This window comes from Pseudomonas fluorescens NCIMB 11764 (assembly GCF_000293885.2).
In the GTDB taxonomy this organism is placed as follows: Bacteria; Pseudomonadota; Gammaproteobacteria; order Pseudomonadales; family Pseudomonadaceae; genus Aquipseudomonas; species Aquipseudomonas fluorescens_B.
In genome coordinates, this window is record NZ_CP010945.1 from 5,286,311 (window position 1) to 5,303,916 (window position 17,606).

The 17,606-nt window shown below is 59.1% G+C and carries 17 protein-coding genes and 1 pseudogene; 12 read left to right on the top strand and 6 right to left on the bottom strand.

Translation table 11 applies throughout. From position 1 onward, the window contains the following. The first annotated feature begins 1 nt into the window (after nucleotide 1). The 7 genes and pseudogenes from B723_RS23950 (at nucleotide 2) to B723_RS23980 (ending at nucleotide 5,887) form a co-directional block, all read left to right on the top strand. Nucleotides 2-1,399: an alginate O-acetyltransferase AlgX-related protein gene (locus tag B723_RS23950; RefSeq protein WP_017338205.1), complete on the top strand. Its 1,398-nt coding sequence runs from the start codon at nucleotides 2-4 to the stop codon at nucleotides 1,397-1,399. Beyond that, nucleotides 1,399-2,487: a mannuronate-specific alginate lyase gene (locus B723_RS23955; protein ID WP_017338204.1), complete on the top strand. Its 1,089-nt coding sequence runs from the start codon at nucleotides 1,399-1,401 to the stop codon at nucleotides 2,485-2,487. The genes B723_RS23950 and B723_RS23955 overlap by 1 nt, the downstream gene beginning before the upstream one ends. A gap of 116 nt (nucleotides 2,488-2,603) precedes the next feature. Continuing rightward, nucleotides 2,604-4,025 carry a mannose-1-phosphate guanylyltransferase/mannose-6-phosphate isomerase gene (locus B723_RS23960; RefSeq protein ID WP_017338203.1) on the top strand — a complete coding sequence of 474 codons (1,422 nt, stop codon included), beginning with the start codon at nucleotides 2,604-2,606 and terminating at the stop codon, nucleotides 4,023-4,025. A 263-nt stretch (nucleotides 4,026-4,288) separates the two neighbouring features. Further along, entirely contained in the window at nucleotides 4,289-4,507 is a 219-nt protein-coding gene (locus tag B723_RS23965) for a PLD nuclease N-terminal domain-containing protein (RefSeq protein ID WP_017338202.1), read from the top strand. 452 nt (nucleotides 4,508-4,959) lie between these two features. Continuing rightward, nucleotides 4,960-5,253, top strand: coding sequence for a hypothetical protein (locus B723_RS23970; protein ID WP_017338201.1), 294 nt, complete (start codon nucleotides 4,960-4,962; stop codon nucleotides 5,251-5,253). 27 nt (nucleotides 5,254-5,280) lie between these two features. Further along, nucleotides 5,281-5,430: pseudogene (locus B723_RS33800) on the top strand (type II toxin-antitoxin system RelE/ParE family toxin); the annotation flags it as partial. Nucleotide 5,431: 1 nt separating this feature from the next. Next, nucleotides 5,432-5,887, top strand: coding sequence for an addiction module antidote protein (locus B723_RS23980; protein ID WP_017338199.1), 456 nt, complete (start codon nucleotides 5,432-5,434; stop codon nucleotides 5,885-5,887). Nucleotides 5,888-5,903: 16 nt separating this feature from the next. On the opposite strand, the gene B723_RS23985 is transcribed toward B723_RS23980, so the two are convergent. The 6 genes from B723_RS23985 to B723_RS24010 all read right to left on the bottom strand — a co-directional run bounded on the left by B723_RS23985 (nucleotide 5,904) and on the right by B723_RS24010 (nucleotide 12,043). Further along, nucleotides 5,904-6,350 carry an NUDIX hydrolase gene (locus B723_RS23985; RefSeq protein WP_017338198.1) on the bottom strand — a complete coding sequence of 149 codons (447 nt, stop codon included), beginning with the start codon at nucleotides 6,348-6,350 and terminating at the stop codon, nucleotides 5,904-5,906. 49 nt (nucleotides 6,351-6,399) lie between these two features. Continuing rightward, a complete protein-coding gene (locus B723_RS23990) occupies nucleotides 6,400-6,825 on the bottom strand; it encodes a hypothetical protein (protein WP_017338197.1) in 426 nt (141 codons plus the stop codon). A 45-nt stretch (nucleotides 6,826-6,870) separates the two neighbouring features. After that, entirely contained in the window at nucleotides 6,871-7,419 is a 549-nt protein-coding gene (locus B723_RS23995) for a cupin domain-containing protein (RefSeq protein ID WP_017338196.1), read from the bottom strand. 246 nt (nucleotides 7,420-7,665) lie between these two features. Next, on the bottom strand, nucleotides 7,666-8,952 hold the full coding sequence (locus B723_RS24000; protein WP_017338195.1) for an NAD(P)/FAD-dependent oxidoreductase: 1,287 nt from the start codon (nucleotides 8,950-8,952) through the stop codon (nucleotides 7,666-7,668). Nucleotides 8,953-9,004: 52 nt separating this feature from the next. Continuing rightward, nucleotides 9,005-10,495 carry an aldehyde dehydrogenase gene (locus tag B723_RS24005; RefSeq protein WP_017338194.1) on the bottom strand — a complete coding sequence of 497 codons (1,491 nt, stop codon included), beginning with the start codon at nucleotides 10,493-10,495 and terminating at the stop codon, nucleotides 9,005-9,007. A gap of 171 nt (nucleotides 10,496-10,666) precedes the next feature. After that, complete coding sequence (locus tag B723_RS24010) at nucleotides 10,667-12,043, bottom strand: glutamine synthetase family protein (protein WP_017338193.1); 1,377 nt, start codon at nucleotides 12,041-12,043, stop codon at nucleotides 10,667-10,669. Between the two features lie 280 nt (nucleotides 12,044-12,323). On the opposite strand from B723_RS24010, the gene B723_RS24015 reads away from it, so the two are divergent. The 5 genes from B723_RS24015 (at nucleotide 12,324) to B723_RS24035 (ending at nucleotide 17,598) form a co-directional block, all read left to right on the top strand. Next, on the top strand, nucleotides 12,324-13,085 hold the full coding sequence (locus B723_RS24015; RefSeq protein ID WP_017338192.1) for a gamma-glutamyl-gamma-aminobutyrate hydrolase family protein: 762 nt from the start codon (nucleotides 12,324-12,326) through the stop codon (nucleotides 13,083-13,085). A 209-nt stretch (nucleotides 13,086-13,294) separates the two neighbouring features. Further along, the gene (locus tag B723_RS24020) at nucleotides 13,295-14,437 is read left to right on the top strand and encodes an ABC transporter ATP-binding protein (RefSeq protein WP_017338191.1); all 1,143 of its coding nucleotides are present in this window, start codon (nucleotides 13,295-13,297) and stop codon (nucleotides 14,435-14,437) included. Between the two features lie 29 nt (nucleotides 14,438-14,466). Further along, nucleotides 14,467-15,348 carry an ABC transporter permease subunit gene (locus B723_RS24025; protein WP_162491080.1) on the top strand — a complete coding sequence of 294 codons (882 nt, stop codon included), beginning with the start codon at nucleotides 14,467-14,469 and terminating at the stop codon, nucleotides 15,346-15,348. Further along, on the top strand, nucleotides 15,345-16,229 hold the full coding sequence (locus tag B723_RS24030; protein WP_017338189.1) for an ABC transporter permease subunit: 885 nt from the start codon (nucleotides 15,345-15,347) through the stop codon (nucleotides 16,227-16,229). The genes B723_RS24025 and B723_RS24030 overlap by 4 nt, the downstream gene beginning before the upstream one ends. A gap of 271 nt (nucleotides 16,230-16,500) precedes the next feature. After that, the gene (locus tag B723_RS24035) at nucleotides 16,501-17,598 is read left to right on the top strand and encodes a polyamine ABC transporter substrate-binding protein (protein ID WP_017338188.1); all 1,098 of its coding nucleotides are present in this window, start codon (nucleotides 16,501-16,503) and stop codon (nucleotides 17,596-17,598) included. The last annotated feature ends 8 nt before the right edge of the window (nucleotides 17,599-17,606 follow it).

Genomic DNA, 17,606 nt, shown 5'->3' on the forward strand with positions numbered 1-17,606 from the left:
GATGAACACCCTTCATGGATTTGCCGCTGTGACCTTGCTGTCCATGTCGATGGGGGCACAGGCACTGCCGAATTACACGGCCGAGGCCTGCTGTCAGCTGTGCCCGCAAGCGGCGCAGGCAATGTATTACGAACCACCGGAGCTGAAAAACTACGCGACGCTGGTGGAGGCCAAGGACCAGTGGCTGTTTCGCACCCGCAGTGATTTTCGCACCGACTTCGGCCTCGACGAGAGCGGTTACAACACCCTCAAGCGCCTGCGCGACGGGCTCGCCCAGCGCGGGGTCGAACTGGTGCTGGTGATGCCGCCCAGTCGCGGCATGCTGCACGCCGACCGCCTGACGCCGCTGGAACTGGCCAGCTTCGATCAGGCCAGCGCCCGGCTGAACTACCTGCAAACCCTGGACCGGGTGCGCGGCCTGGGTATTGCGGCCCCGGACTTTACTCCCTTGTTGAGTGAGCCACAGCCCGCCGGGCAACCCTTCTACTTTAAGGGCGACCACAACTGGACGCCCTATGGCGCCGACCGCAGCGCCCAATTGGTGGCCCAGTCGCTCAAGGGCAACGATGTGCTCAAGGCGTTGCCGCATCAGCTCTTCGCCAGCCAGCCGGCGGGCCTGCTCGGACGCTCGGGTACGCTGCAAAAAGCCGCCGCGCAGATCTGTGGCAGCGGCTATGCGGCGCAGTATGTCACCCGTTACCAAACCCACGCCCAGGGCGATTCCAAGGGCCCGGCCAAGGTCGCGTTGATCGGCACCAGCGCCAGCGGCGAGCTGTTCAACTTTGCCGGTTTCCTCGAACAATATCTGGAAACCCCAGTCCGCAACTTCAGCATACCGGGCGGTGGCTACGATGATTCGTTGATCGCCTACTTGCTCGGCGACGACTTCCAGAACGCCCCGCCGACGGTGCTGGTGTGGGAAATCGACAATCTAGACGGTCTCGGCAAATCCAGCTTCTCCCGGCAGGCGATGGCGGCGCTGAGCGATGGCTGCGACAACCAGGCCCCCCTGCTCAAAAGCCAGGCAACCCTGCACGGCGGGCGCAATCAGGTGTTGTTCAACGGCGGTGGCGGCAATGTGTATCCGATCAAGGGCAATCGTTATCAGGTCGACCTCACCTTTTCTGATCCCGGCGTACGCCTGATGAACGCGACCCTGACCTACCTGAACGGACGCCAGGAAAACCTCAGCTTGAGTCGTTCGCCGACGGTCAGTACCCAGGGCCGCTTCGCCTTCGAACTGCGCGGCGACGGGGACTGGGACGATCAGACGTTTCTGTCCATGGACGTGCAACCACCGCCGGGAATGACCTCCGGAACGCTCTCGACCCGCTTGTGTGTCAAACCCGCGATCACCGCGGCACCGTCCCTGCGCACCGCGCAGAGGGAGGAAAACTGATGCGTCAGGCACGCTGGGCCGCCGTTGGCATGGCCCTCATTCTGATGGGGCCGATCGTGCAGGCGTGCGCGCAACTACGCCCGCCGCAGGGCTATTACGCGCAGGCCATAGAAAAAAAAGGCGACGCGCCGGACTGTCCGGCGACGCCCAAACCCTATACCGGTGACCTGTTGATCCCCAGCAAATACGAAGGCTCGGGCAAGGCACGGGATCAGCTCAACGCCGAATCCAACAAACGCTACAAAGAGATGTCGGGCGATATCAACGATCTGGAAAAAGGCGTCAACAAACAGGTCGCCGCCTATTTGCGGCAAGGCCGCGCCGGCCATGTGGACTGCACCCTGAGCTGGCTCGGCGACTGGGCCAAGGCGCAGGCGCTGCTGAGCACCACCTACACCCATACCGGCAAGTCGATGCGCAAATGGGCACTGGGCAGTATTTCTTCGGCGTATCTGCGGCTCAAGTTTTCGCGGTCGCAGCCCTTGAAGGGCCGCGAGGCGCAGACCCGGCCGATCGAAGCCTGGATCGGCAAGGTTGCCGAACAGGTGGTGCGCGATTGGCGCGACCAGCCGCTGGACCGGCTCAACAACCACCAGTATTGGGCAGCATGGTCCGTCATGGCGGCCTCGGTCGTAGTCGATCGACGCGACCTGTTCGACTGGTCGGTCGCGCAGTTTCGCATCGGCGCGTACCAGGTCGATGCAGACGGCTACTTGCCCAACGAACTGGGCCGCGACACCCGCGCACTGGCTTACCACAACTACGCGATGGGACCGCTGATGATGATCGCCTCCTTCGCCCAAGCCAACGGCGTCGACCTGCGCGAAGAAAACCAAGGCGCCATGCGACGTCTGGCGGCGCGGGTGGAAGAAGGCATCAAGGATCCAGGCGTGTTTGAACGCAAGACCGGCCACAAACAGGAACTTGAAGACCTTAACGAGGATGGCAAGTTCGCCTGGCTGGAACCCTACTGCGCGCTGTACGCCTGCTCGGCGGCAACCAACCGCTGGCGCCAATCGGTCGAACCGATGAAAAACTACCGTCTGGGCGGCGACATCACCCAGCTGTTTGCCGACCAGAAAGAATAAAGGCATCTGCCGATGCGGCCACTCTGAATTGAGCTTGTGTTTCAAATAATGGAAGGCAGTCCTTCGCTCTGCGAAGCGCCTTCATACCGAGTGATGAAGGTGCGGGAGGTAAAAAAATGATTCCAGTCATTCTGTCCGGCGGCAGTGGTTCGCGGTTGTGGCCACTGTCGCGCAAGTTGTACCCCAAACAATTCCTGAGCCTGGCCGGCGAAGGATCACTGTTTCAGCAAACCTTGCAGCGCCTGTCGTTCGATGGCATCGGCAAGCCGATCGTGGTCTGCAATGTGGAACACCGCTTTATCGTCAATGAACAACTCGCCGCCATCGGCTGCACGCCGCAAGCGATCCTGCTCGAGCCCTTCGGCCGCAACACTGCACCGGCGGTGGCGCTGGCGGCCCTCCAGCTGATTGCCGAAGGCCGCGACGAGCTCATGCTGGTACTGCCTGCCGACCATGTGATCAGCGACGTCCCCGCCCTGCGCGCCACACTGGCACATGCGCAGGAGGAAGCGCTCAAAGGCAACCTCGTGCTGTTCGGCATTCCGGCGACGCGCCCGGAGACCGGCTTCGGCTATATCAAGGCCGACTGCAGTGATGCCGGCGCCAGTGCTTTCAAGGTCGAGCAATTTATCGAGAAACCCGACGCGCAGACCGCCGCCGAATTTGTTCGCTCCGGCGAATACTTCTGGAACAGCGGCATGTTCCTGTTCCGTGCCAGCCGCTACCTCGACGAACTGCGCACTCACGAACCGGACATTTACGAGAACTGCGTGCTCGCCCTGGAGCGCAGCCCGAGCAGCGAAGGCGTGACCAGCATCGATCGGGCCACCTTCGAATGCTGCCCGGACAACTCAATCGACTACGCGGTGATGGAACGCACCAACCGTGCCTGGGTCGTCCCGCTCAGCGCTGGCTGGAGTGATGTCGGTTGCTGGTCCTCGCTATGGGATGTGCACGACAAGGACGCCGATGGAAATGTGCTCAAGGGCGATGTCGTCAGCTACAACAGCCGCAGTTGCTATGTGCATGGCAACAGCAAGCTGGTAACCCTGCTCGGGGTGGAAAATCTGGTCGTGATAGAAACCGAGGATGCACTGATGGTCGCGCACCGCGACACCGTGCAAGACGTGAAAAAACTGGTGAATGCGCTCGACGCCCAACACCGCTCGGAAACCCAGAACAACTGCGCGGTGTATCGCCCCTGGGGCAGTTACCACTCGGTGGACAACGGCATCCGCCACCAGGTCAAGCACATCACCGTCAAACCTGGCGCGCAACTGTCCCTGCAAATGCATCACCACCGTGCCGAACACTGGATCGTGGTCTCCGGCACCGCCCAGGTAACGTGCAACGACAAGGTCTTCCTGCTCACTGAAAACCAGTCCACCTACCTCCCGATCGCATCGGTACATCGCCTGGCCAACCCCGGAAAAATCCCGTTGGAAGTAATCGAAGTGCAGACCGGCAGCTACCTGGGCGAGGACGATATCAAGCGTCTGGAAGATGTCTACGGCAGGAACCAGGAGGTCAAGAGTTGAGACCGCTTAGCAACCACACCAAACATCTCCACTAATGGAGCGTCCGGGCAACAAGGACATCCAGCTCGACCTGTTCCTGGACTACGCGAGCAACCTCAAACGCTACCCGGACGCGGATCATCGAAATGATTGGCGACGCGGTATAGAGGAATCGCAGGCGGGCGCAAAAGTGCGCCCACCTCCCTCCCCCACAAAACCTCAAAATTTAATGAACCCCACTGCCCCCTGCCCACCTAACTGAAAGACCATCAGGAGGGCAACTTATGCAAACCGAAACCATCTGGATCGTACTCGCCGCCGTTCTTGTGCTGGTCGAGCTTTGGGCAATCAACAAAGTGCGCAAAGCCGAAGGCAAATCGAGCAACAAACTCGTATGGATGGTGGTGATTGTGTTTGTACCGCTGTTCGGGCTGATCGCGTGGGCATTGGCCGGCCCGAAACACACCAATCCCAATCCGCATTCGCCGCAGGCTAGACAATGATGTCGGGGGATCCGCAATAGCGATGCCACAGTTTGAAATGACAAAGCCCCAATGATTGGGGCTTTGTCATTTCTGGCCACTCAACTTCAAAACGGAAGTCCGAAAATCTCGTAGGAACTCACCCTTTGTGGTGAGGGGATTTATCCCCGTTGGGCTGCGAAGCGGCCCCAAACCCTGCCCCCCATTTCCCACGACACTCCACACAGCCCGAATCACCGCGACAAGCCCTAAAAAGTGGCATTCAGCCTTGTCACAACAAACGCGAAAGCGTCCTACAGCCCGGTTGAGAGCGCCAAAATCGCAGCTTATAGTTTCCTTCCTCGCCGCCATTGTCGGTGACCGGGATTCGCAGCCCAAAAGAGGAGACACCAAAGACCGCCAGGCCCGCGTAGCCGACCTCCGTCGGTTAACCAGTAATGGCAATTTTGATTCATCTTTTCCGGACTACATCCATGAACACTCAGCATCCGCCGCACCGCTTCAGCCCCATGTCCCAATTCGCCACCGACTACCCCGTCCTCCTCATCGACAGCGACGCCCCCATCTGCGAACTGCACAACTGCGTCAGCGAACGCCTCAACGCCGTCCTCAAATACCTCAACCTCATGGCCTGCACCAGCCTGCCGGACTACGCCGAAAACGACATCAACACCGTCACCAACATCGCTTTGATCCTGCTCCGGGATGTCGGTGATGTGTTTCGGGTGATTGAGCAGCGTGGGTTTGAGACGCCCAAAAATCAATGAACGAATTTCACACAAAAACCCGCGTTAATGCGGGTTTTTGTGGGTCCTGGCTACAGAATCTACTTTGTGCGCACCGGGATGACCGACTACACGATGCTTACTGGAAGCGATAAAACGGATCAGGCGCGAGGCATCAAACGAGCTAAACAGATACTCGATGCCATGAAAGGTAAATGACATGAGCGAAACGACATTCAATCCCGAGGATATGCCCATCCTCAATCTCGACACTTCTGGCACAAGTCGTCACGAAGCTTCCCGCTTCCTCGACAGCCCGGAAGTAATGGCTGCTTACATTGCTGAAAGCATGAAGGCGGGTGACACGGCGCTGGTTCATGCGCTGAGTGAAGTTGCAAAAGCTATTGGCGTAAACAAAGTCGCCCAGGAAGCAGGGGTCAACCGCGAAAGCCTTTATAAGGTGCTTAAAGGCGGAACGAAAATGCGCTTTGAGACAATCAGGAAGCTGATGACAGCGATTGGTCTGGAACTCACCGTACGCCCGGTAGCGGCGCCAGCCGCAGCCCCCAGCAAGCCCAGACCTGTACCCGGAAAATCCGCTGCTCGGCCTGCTGCCGGTAAACCGAAGTCCAACGTTGCGGCAGCCAAAGATGTGAGCAAGCCTGTTCCAGCCTAAACCGGCTGGTTATGGCTCAATTCGACAGTGCGACTTTCTTCAGCAGCTCATAAAGCCCATCAGGAACCAGCGCCCCGTCCTCAGTAAAACTTGCCCACGGGAGCCACTTCGCGACGAAAACTGCGCCATCGCTTTCTTGAGCGTCCAAGTGCGGCAACGCATAGACGCTGGCATCCACGAACTTCGCATCGTAGACCTGCACGATTTCGTGTCCCGGTATGCCGTTATACGTAAAGAGGCTTTCAAGAGTACCAAGCAAGTGAACATCGGTGATGGGCAAACCGAGTTCTTCCTGTACTTCTCGCACAATGGCTTGTGCACTGGTTTCACCGAATTCGATTCCGCCACCGATCGGACGGAAAAATGGCTTTTCAGTGATGGGGTCGCGACTTTCGTTGACGAGTATCTTGCCATCGTGGTGGAAGACGCAAAGTGCGAGGGCGCGGATGCGTGGCGTGGTCACGAGGTTAAGTCCTTTTATCTGGCAGAGTGTGTAACGGTCACGATGCTAATCAATGTCTGCGACCGGGTTTCCAGACATAGTGGCTAAAAACAAAGACCGCCATTGCGAAGACAACAAACAGCATACTTACCGCAAGCCACCGCGGCAGCTCACTCAAAAACCCGATTTTATCAATGAACGGAACACTGAGAACGGTCCCAATCGAAGCCCCGACGATAACCCCTACCCTCGCCCCCCACACACTCGTGTACCGCTCCTCTTCGCCGAACTCAATCCGTTTCAACCTCGGCGCAAGGTAATACACGCCGAAAATGCAAAAGACCACGAAAGAGGCAAGTCCCACCGTCTTGAGATACGCGTCACCCACACCAAAAATTTGCTTCAGCCCCGCCACCAATATCACAGAGTAAAAACCTGAACTGGCAAAGACCATCGGCCATGCCCGGAGGTAGTAGCGCAACGTTCGAGCATCCATACGCACACGATCCATTAGGGGTACAGCAATCAAGCCCTGGTAAAATCAGAAGTTAGCCGGTGTATTCACGCTAATGATTTCCGCTTCATCCGCCCCAATATTGCGAAACTTGTGCGGCAACGTCGTCGGAAAGTAGTAGCCGTCACCCGCGTTGAGCACACTGACCTGCCCATCAACTGTCAGCTCGACAGTGCCCCGCGTAACCAACCCACACTCCTCCCCTTCCGAGTGCACAATCGGCTCTTCCCCCGAACTCGCCCCCGGCGCGTACTGCTCCCGCAAAAGCCGCATCTGCCGACTCGGCACCGAAGCGCCAATCAGCAACAACCGCAGCCCATGACGCCCAAGATCCGGTTGTTCATTGGCGCGGAACACGTATTGGTGCTCACGCGGCGGCTGATCGAAGGTAAAGAAATCCGCCAAAGACATCGGTATGCCTTCGAGCAGTTTTTTCAGGGAGCTGACGGAGGGACTGACGCGATTCTGTTCGATCAGGGAGATGGTGGCATTGGTGACGCCGCTACGCCGGGCCAGCTCGCGCTGGGAGAGTTTGTAGCTTTCGCGTACTAATTTGAGTCGTGAGCCCGTGTCCATGACAGCCTTATGCGAGGAAAACTTAAGGGTTATGGGGGTGGATGGCGGGCGACTTTTGGCCGCGAAAGTACCGCTTCCCTGTCCCAGGATTGTGAAAGGCGGGTATTAAATCACGTTTGGTGGTGTTGCTCAGCAGGTTCGATGAATGGCCGAATAAAAAGCCAAAAGCGCGGGCCGCTCCGCCCCCGGCGTGAGCAAGCTCCCTCGCCACAGGGACATTTAGATCGTGTGGCGAGGGAGCCAGGCTTAGATGCCGAACCGATCGCGCAGCGCGTAATAGGCGGCACCCATGGCGGTGAGTGGGGCCTGAAAGGTGCGGCCACCGATCATGGGCATATGCGGCAAGGATGCGAAAGCGTCGAAGCGTTCGGCGTCGCCGCGGATCATTTCCGAGATCAGTTTGCCGGCCAGGTGCGAGCAGGTGACGCCGTGGCCGCTGTAGCCTTGCATGTAGTAGGCGTTTTTTTCTATGCGGCCGAATTGCGGCATGCGCGACATGGTCAGCAGGAAGTTGCCGGTCCAGCGGTAATCGATCTTCACGTCCTTCAGTTGCGGGAAGGTCTTGAGGATTTTCGGTTTGATCAGTTGCTCGATGTCGTCCGGTTCACGGGCGCCGTAGACCACTCCGCCGCCGTACAGCAGGCGGTTGTCGGCGGTGAGGCGGTAGTAGTCGAGCAGGTAATTGCAGTCTTCAACGCAGTAGTTGTTTTTGATCAGGCTGCGCGCAACCTTTTCCGACAACGGTTCGGTGACGACAATTTGCGAGCCGCACGGCATGCTTTTGCTGGTCACACGATTGTCGAGACCCTGCGGCAGGTAGGCGTTACCGGCGATCAACAGGTATTTGGCACGGACCAGGCCTTTGGCGGTGCGCACGGTGATCGGTTCGCCGTAGGTGATTTCCACCGCCGCCGATTGTTCGTAGATTTTGCCGCCCAGGCCGATGATGGCCGAGGCTTCGCCGAGGGCCAGGTTCAGCGGGTGGATGTGGCCACCCTGCATGTCGAGCAGGCCGCCGACGTAGTTGTCGCAACCGACTTCGCGCTTGATGTCAGCCGCGTCGAGCATTTTCAGGTTCTTGTTGCCGTAGCGTTCCCAGCTGCTTTTCTGCTCGGCCAGGCCTTTGAGCTGCTTTTTGTTCAGCGCGGCGAAGATGCCACCCGGCTTGTAGTCGCACTGGATGTCGTAGTGCTGTATGCGCTGACGGATGATGTCGGCGCCTTCGAAGATCATGCTGCCGAGGACTTCGGCGGTCTTGTCGCCGTAGCGTTCTTCGATGACATCGACATCGCGGCTGTAGGAATTGACCAGTTGGCCGCCGTTGCGACCGCTGGCGCCGAACCCGACTTTGGCGGCTTCGAGCACGGTCACGCTGTAGCCGGCTTCGGCAAGGAACAGCGCCGAGGACAAACCGGTGTAGCCGGCGCCGATGATGCAGACGTCGCAGTCCACCGCTTGCTCCAGCACCGGGAAGTCGCCGGTGAAGTTGCGGGTGGCGGCGTAGTAGCTGTTTACATGTGTTGTTTGTTTCATAGGTTTCTCCGATGGCCACTGGCATGTGCCGGCGACCGCCGTTGTAGAAGTGTTAAAGCTTGATCCAGGTCGCTTTGAGTTCGGTGTATTTGTCGAACGCGTGCAGCGATTTGTCCCGACCGTTACCCGACTGCTTGTACCCGCCGAACGGCGCGGTCATGTCGCCGCCGTCGTACTGGTTGACCCAGACGCTGCCGGCGCGCAAGCCGCGGGCGAAGGTGTGGGCCTTGCTCAAGTTGCTGGTCCAGACGCCTGCAGCCAGGCCGAAGATGCTGTCGTTGGCGATGGTCAAGGCTTCTTCCTCGGTGTCGAAGGTGATCAGCGACAGCACCGGGCCGAAGATTTCTTCACGGGCGATGGTCATGGCGTTGGTCACGCCGTCGAAAATCGCCGGTTCCACGTACAGGCCACCGGTGGCCTCAAGGGTGCGGCTGCCCCCCGCGATCAGTTGCGCGCCCTGGTCTTTGCCGACCTGGATATAGCGCAGCACGTTGTCCAGTTGACGCTGATCGACGACCGCGCCGACGGTGGTTTGCGGATCGAGAGCATGCCCCGGTTTCCAGGCGTGCAGCGCTTCCACCAGTAGCGGAATGAACTGCTCGCGAATCGAACGCTCGACCAGCAACCGCGAACCGGCGGTGCAGACTTCGCCCTGGTTGAAGGCGATCCCGCTGGCCGCTGCTTGTGCTGCCGCGCGCAGGTCCGGCGCGTCGGCGAACACCACGTTCGGGCTCTTCCCCCCGGCTTCGAGCCAGACGCGTTTCATGTTGCTTTGGCCGGCGTAGATCAGCAGTTGCTTGGCAATCGCGGTCGAGCCGGTGAAGGCCAGTACGTCGACGTCCATGTGCAACGCCAGCGCCTTGCCGACGGTGTGGCCGTAGCCCGGCAAGACGTTGAACACCCCTTTCGGAATGCCGGCGTCCAGCGCCAGCTGAGCGATGCGGATCGCGGTCAGTGGCGACTTTTCCGAAGGCTTCAAGATAAACGAGTTGCCCGCCGCCAGGGCCGGGGCGAACTTCCAGCTGGCCATGATCAACGGGAAGTTCCACGGCACGATGGCGGCGACCACACCGGCGGGTTCGCGGGTGATGAGGCCGAGTTGATCGTGCGGCGTGGCGGCGACTTCGTCGTAGATCTTGTCAATGGCTTCGGCGCTCCAGCGGATCGCGTTGGCGGTCGCCGGGATGTCGATGTTCATCGAATCGTTGATCGGCTTGCCCATGTCGAGGGTTTCGAGCAGGGCGAGTTCTTCCTGGTTGGCCAGGATCAAATCCGCGAAGCGAATCAAAATGCGCTTTCGCTCTGCGGGCGCCAAACGCGCCCAGATGCCGGATTCGAAGGTGCGGCGCGCGACGGCCACGGCTTCGTTGGCGTCGGCTTCGTCGGTGCTGGCAACGTTGGCCAGGAAACGGCCGTCGACCGGGCTGATGCATTCGAAGGTGTCACCGCTGAGGGCGGCGCGGTATTGGCCATCGATGAAGGCGCGGCTTTCGATGGTCAGGGACTGGAAGCGTTGTTCCCAGTCGCTGCGAGTGTTTGTCATTGTTGTGACTCGACGCAGAGGAATAGGGGGTCGTGTTAACCGATGGGATGAGCGATGAGTACCCTGTGGCGAGGGAGCTTGCTCCCGCTGGGTTGCGAAGCGACCCCAAAAGGGAGTCCTTCGGCCTCCAGCGGGAGCAAGCTCCCTCGCCACAGGTTGAATGTCAGCCCATCAAACGGTGTGCAGATACCAGTTGTACTCAAGGTCCGAGATGGAGTTCTCGAACTCGGCCAGCTCGCTTTCCTTGCACGCCACGAATACGTCGATGTACAGCGGGTCGATGTATTTGGCCATGACTTCGCTGTCGTCCAGTTCGCGCAGCGCATCGCGCAGGTTGTTCGGCAGGCTTTGTTCGTTTTGCTCGTAGCTGTTGCCTTCCACCGGAGCACCCGGCTCGATCTGGTTGGTCAGGCCGTGGTGAATACCGGCCAGCACCGAGGCCATCAGCAAGTACGGGTTGGCATCCGCACCGGCAACGCGGTGTTCGATGCGCACCGAGTCCGGCGAACCGGTCGGCACACGGACCGCGACGGTGCGGTTGTCGATGCCCCAGCTCGGCGAGTTCGGCACGTAGAACTGCGCGCCGAAACGGCGGTACGAGTTGACGTTCGGGCAGAGGAACGCCATCTGCGCCGGCAGGGTCTCGAGCACACCGCCGATCGCGTGTCGCAGCGCGGCGTTCTGCTCGGGATCCTCGCTGGCGAAGATGTTGTTGCCTTCTTTGTCGAGAATCGAAATGTGCACGTGCAAGCCGTTGCCCGCCTGGCCCGGGTACGGCTTGGCCATAAACGTGGTGTCCATCTCGTGGTCGTAGGCGATGTTCTTCACCAGACGCTTGAGCAACACCGCGTAGTCGCAGGCCTTGATCGGGTCATTGACGTGATGCAGGTTCACTTCGAATTGCGCCGGGGCGCTTTCCTTGACGATGGCGTCGGCAGGAATGCCCTGCTCTTTCGCGCCTTCGAGGATGTCTTGCAGGCAATCGACGTATTCGTCGAGGTCGTCGATCAGATACACCTGAGTCGACACCGGACGCTTGCCCGATACCGGCGAACGCGGCGACTGCGGACGACCGTTCACGTTGTCCTGGTCGATCAGGTAGAACTCGAGTTCGAACGCGGCGCAGATGGTCAGGCCAAGTTCGTCGAACTTGCGCACCACATTGGCCAGCACTTCACGCGGGTCAGCGAAGAACGCCTCGCCCTCCAGTTCGTGCATGGTCATCAGCAACTGAGCGGTCGGGCGCTTCTGCCACGGTTCGATGCTCAGGGTGCCAGGGATGGGGTAGCAGATCCGATCCGAGTCACCGATGTCCAGACCCAGGCCGGTGCTTTCCACCGTAGAACCGTTGATGTCCAGGGCAAACAGCGACGCCGGGAGGTTGATGCCTTTTTCGTAAACCTTATGAAGACTGGTGCGTTCGATGCGCTTGCCGCGCACCACACCGTTCATATCCGCAATCAGAAGGTCGACGTACAAAACCTCAGGATATTTCTTAAGGAATGCGTTTGCTTCGTTGAGTTGAACGGTACGCAGAGGGACCGACATGATGCACCTATTAGCTGTTAATTATTATGTTCACTACCTTGTTGCGAGCCCAGTCAACCCGAACGGCAAAGTGAAGTCAATAGCGAACACCCGGCCTCTCATCCGTTATTTTCGGGCCTTTTTCGGGCACGAGAGTGCCAGATGAACCTTGAACGCCGCGCAAAGACTAGCGATCTGACGTGCGGCGTTTAGAATTTTTTACATGAGAGTTGTTAATTAAAATCAACAAGGCTAAGCTCCGGAAAAGCTCGTTCAAGTGTGAAACTTCGAGGTGATAAAAATGGCATTCAAGCCATTGATCGGCGTTACAGCGTGCGTCAAACAGATTGGCCTGCACCCCTACCATGTCAGCGGCGACAAGTACTTGCGTGCTGTCAGCGTCGCGGCTTTGGGGCTGCCCGTCGTCATTCCTTCCTTGGGCGAACTGACCGAAATCGATGACCTGCTATCGCAGCTCGACGGCCTGTTGCTCACCGGCTCGCCGTCGAATGTGGAACCCTTCCACTATCAAGGCCAGGCCAGCGCTCCCGGCACGGATCACGATCCAGCGCGGGACGCCACCACCCTTCCCTTATTGCGTGCAGCCATTGCGGCGGGCGTTCCGGTGCTCGGCATCTGCCGCGGCTTCCAGGAAATGAACGTGGCGTTTGGCGGCAGCCTGCATCAGAAGGTGCATGAACTGCCGGGCATGCTCGATCACCGAGAAGCGGACAGCCCCGAGCTGGCGGTGCAATACGCTCCGGCACATGCGGTGACGGTGCAACCAGGTGGCGTGTTCCAAGCGCTGGAGTTGCCGGCCGAGTTCATGGTCAATTCGATTCACAGCCAGGGCATCGACCGCCTCGCGCCCGGCCTGCGCGCCGAAGCGATTGCGCCGGACGGTCTGATCGAGGCGATTTCGGTGGACCACAGCCCGGCCTTCGCCGTCGGCGTGCAATGGCACCCGGAATGGCAGGTGCTTTCGAATCCGCCCTATTTGAGTATTTTCCAGGCGTTCGGCGATGCATGCCGGCGACGGGCCGCGCTGCGTAAAACCCGCTGACCCAAAAAACCCATTTACTGCCCCCGCGAGTTTGGCGGGCGTGCCTTTGCACGTCCGTGACTCGCGAAAACAACACACTGCAATAACAACAAGTACGACCCAGGCAGCCAGGACGGCGGCGCCGAATAAGCCCGCCCAGTGCTGGCTTGCAATCAACTATTAAGTCAGGCCGCGTTGGCCCGACGACTGAAACCTGTTGGGAGTTTCACATGGCAAACGCCTCCAGCATTTACAGGAAGGCTCTTGAAGGTCACCCGTCACCGAAAAAGGTGCTGGTGAAAGTCGACCGCGTCACCAAGAAATTCGACGAAACCACCGCAGTGGACGATGTCTCGCTTGAGATTCATCAAGGGGAAATCTTCGCCCTGCTCGGCGGTTCCGGTTCCGGCAAATCGACGCTGCTGCGCATGCTCGCCGGCTTCGAGCGCCCGACAGAAGGGCGGATTCTGCTCGATGGCGTGGACATCACCGACATGCCGCCGTACGAACGGCCGATCAACATGATGTTCCAGTCGTACGCCCTGTTCCCGCACATGACTGTGGCGCAAAACATCGCCTTCGGCCTGAAGCAGGACCGTTTGCCCGCCAGTGAAATCGACGCCCGCGTAGAAGAAATGCTGCGCCTGGTGCACATGACCCAATACGCCAAACGCAAGCCGCATCAACTGTCCGGCGGCCAGCGTCAACGTGTGGCCCTCGCCCGCTCCCTGGCCAAGCGTCCAAAGCTGTTGCTGCTCGATGAGCCGATGGGCGCACTGGATAAAAAACTGCGTTCGCAAATGCAGCTCGAGCTGGTGGAAATCATCGAGCGCGTCGGCGTGACCTGCGTGATGGTGACTCACGATCAGGAAGAGGCCATGACCATGGCCCAGCGCATCGCGATCATGCACCTGGGCTGGATCGCCCAGATCGGCAGCCCGGTCGACATCTATGAAGCCCCGGTCAGCCGAATGGTCTGCGAGTTCATCGGCAACGTGAACGCCTTCGAAGGCACGGTCGTGGAAGACCTTGAAGGGCACGCGATCATTCACAGCAAGGATCTGGAACAGAAGATCTACGTCGGTCACGGCGTCAGCACGTCGGTGCAGGACAAGTCGATCACCTACGCGATCCGTCCGGAGAAAATGCTGGTCAGCACCACCCAGCCCGAAAGCCGCTACAACTGGTCCCAGGGCAAGGTGCATGACATCGCCTACCTCGGCGGTCACTCGGTGTTCTACGTCGAATTGCCCGGCGGCAAAGTCGTGCAGTCGTTCATGGCCAACGCCGAACGCCGTGGCGCGCGTCCGACCTGGGACGACAAGGTCTACGTGTGGTGGGAAGACGACAGCGGCGTGGTACTGCGCTCATGAAAACACTCAATCAGCAGTTCATGCGGCTGATGCCGAGTGGTCGAAAGCTCGTCATCGGGATTCCTTTCCTATGGCTGTGCCTGTTTTTCCTGTTGCCGTTCTTCCTGGTGATGAAGATCAGCTTCTCGGAAGCGGCGCTGGCCATTCCTCCTTACTCCGAGATCTACACCTTCGCCGAACAGAAATTCCAGCTGTTCCTCAACGTCGGCAACTACTTGCTGCTGACCGAGGATGAGTTGTACATCTCGGCTTACTTCGGCTCATTGAAGGTCGCGTTTTTCAGCACGCTGATGTGCCTGGTGATCGGCTTCCCGATGGCCTACGCGATCACTAAAGCAAGCAAGGAAGCGCAGAACGTCTTGCTGCTGTTGATCATGATGCCGACCTGGACCGCGATCCTGATCCGCGTTTACGCGTGGATGGGCATCCTCAGCAACAACGGTTTGCTCAACGCGTTTCTGATGTGGACCGGGTTGACCGATCACCCGATCGAGATCCTCAACACCAACACGGCCGTGTACATCGGGGTGGTGTATGCCTACTTGCCGTTCATGGTGTTGCCGCTGTACGCCAACCTGGTCAAGCACGATCAGAGCTTGCTGGAAGCGGGTTCCGACCTGGGTTCGAGCAACTTCAACAACTTCTGGAAAATCACCGTGCCGCTGGCCAAGAACGGGATCATCGCCGGTTGCATGCTGGTGTTCATTCCGGTGGTCGGTGAGTTCGTGATTCCGGAACTGCTTGGCGGCCCGGAAACCCTGATGATCGGTCGCGTGCTGTGGCAAGAGTTCTTCAACAACCGCGACTGGCCGGTGGCGTCTGCCCTGGCGGTGGTGATGCTGTTGATCCTGATTGTGCCGATTCTGCTGTTCAATCGCAGCCAGGCCAAAGAGATGGAGGCACGGGGATGAAACGCTTCGGATTTTCAAAGTTCATGCTGATTTTCGGCCTGTCGTTTATCTACCTGCCGATGCTGATCCTGGTCATCTACTCGTTCAACGCTTCGAAACTGGTGACGGTGTGGGGCGGTTGGTCGTTCAAGTGGTATGCCGGCCTGCTCGACAACACCCAATTGATGGGCTCGGTGGTGCGCTCGCTGGAAATCGCCTGCTACACCGCGATTGCCGCAGTGGCACTGGGGACGTTGGCGGCGTTTGTGCTGACTCGCGTGACGCGCTTCAAGGGCAGGACGTTGTTTGGTGGCCTGGTCACCGCGCCGTTGGTGATGCCGGAAGTGATCACCGGTCTGTCGCTGTTGCTGCTGTTCGTGGCCATGGCGCAGCTGATCGGCTGGCCACAGGAACGCGGCATCGTCACCATCTGGATCGCCCACACGACATTCTGTGCGGCGTATGTGGCGGTGGTGGTGTCGGCGCGCTTGCGCGAGCTGGACCTGTCCATCGAAGAAGCCGCCATGGACCTCGGGGCGAAGCCGTTCAAGGTGTTTTTCCTGATCACCATCCCCATGATCGCGCCGTCACTGGCGGCCGGCGGCATGATGTCGTTTGCCCTGTCGCTCGACGATTTGGTGTTGGCGAGCTTCGTGTCGGGGCCGGGGTCGACGACCCTGCCAATGGAAGTGTTCTCGGCGGTGCGCCTGGGTGTGAAGCCTGAGATCAACGCCGTGGCCAGCCTGATTCTGCTCGCCGTTTCGATCGTGACGTTCATGGTCTGGTACTTCAGCCGCCGCGCCGAAGCCAGCCGTAAACGGGCGATCCAGGAAGCGATGGACCAGACCGCCAACGAATCGTGGCAGCAACCGAAAAAGCAAATGGTAGAAGCGACGGTTTAGTGCCGTTGCTGAAGCGGTCAGTGAACACCAAACCTGTGGCGAGCGAGCTTGCTCGCGCTGGGTTGCAAAGCGACCCCGAAAAATCCGGCAACCCTGCCAATTTTGTGAGTGCTACGCACTCAAGCGGGAGCAAGCTCCCTCGCCACAGGAGTTTTGTTTACTCCACAGGTTTTGTGTTGACTCCACGGGTTTTGGGTTTGCTGCAAAGGTTTTATGTTCACTGCATTTTTGCTGTGTGATTTTGAATAAAAAGAGAATTGGAGTTGTACCGATGAAAATGTTTGGCAGGACTCTGCTGACACTGTCCTTAATGGGCGCAATGGCCACTGGCGCCCAGGCCAATGACAAGGTTCTGCGCGTCTACAACTGGTCCGATTACATCGCCCCGGACACCGTCAAGAAATTCGAAGACGAGACCGGCATCCGCGTGACCTATGATGTATTCGACAGCAATGAAACCCTTGAGGCACGCCTGCTCGCGGGCAAATCCGGCTACGACATCGTCGTGCCGTCCAACAGCTTCCTGGCCAAGCAGGTCAAGGCCGGCGTCTATCAGGAACTGGACAAGTCGAAGCTGCCGAACTGGAAAAACCTCAACCCGGTCCTGCTGAAAAACGCTTCTGCCAGCGACCCGGATAACGCTCACGCCTTCCCGTACATGTGGGGCTCGATCGGCATTGGTTTCAACCCGCAGAAGGTCAAGGAAGTGCTCGGCGCCAACGCCCCGACCAACTCCTGGGACTTGCTGTTCAAACCGGAAAACGCGGAAAAACTGAAAGCCTGCGGCATCAGTTTCCTCGATTCGCCGACCGAGATGCTGCCCGCGGCTTTGCACTATCTGGGTTACCCGGTGAACTCGCAGGACAAGGCGCAGATCGCCGAAGCGGAAGCGCTGTTCATGAAGATCCGGCCGTCGGTGGCGTACTTCCATTCGTCGAAGTACATCTCCGACCTGGCCAACGGCAACATTTGCGTGGCGGTCGGTTACTCCGGCGACGTGTTGCAAGCCAAGGCCCGCGCGCAGGAAGCGGGCGACAAGGTGAAGATCGACTACAGCATTCCGAAAGAAGGCGCCGGCAGTTTCTACGACATGGTCGCGATCCCGCGGGATGCGGCGAACGTCGAGAACGCCTACCTGTTCATGAACTTCCTGATGCGCCCGGACATCATCGCCGAGATCACCAACAACATCGGCTACAGCAACGCCAACGCAGCGGCGACGCCGTTGGTGGATGAAGCGATTCGCAATGATCCGGGCTCGTATCCACCGCTGGCCGTGATGGCGACGTTGTATGCGATTCCTGACATGCCGATCGGGGTTCAGCGGGTGATGACCCGGGGCTGGACGCGGGTGAAGCTCGGGAAGTAAAAAATATT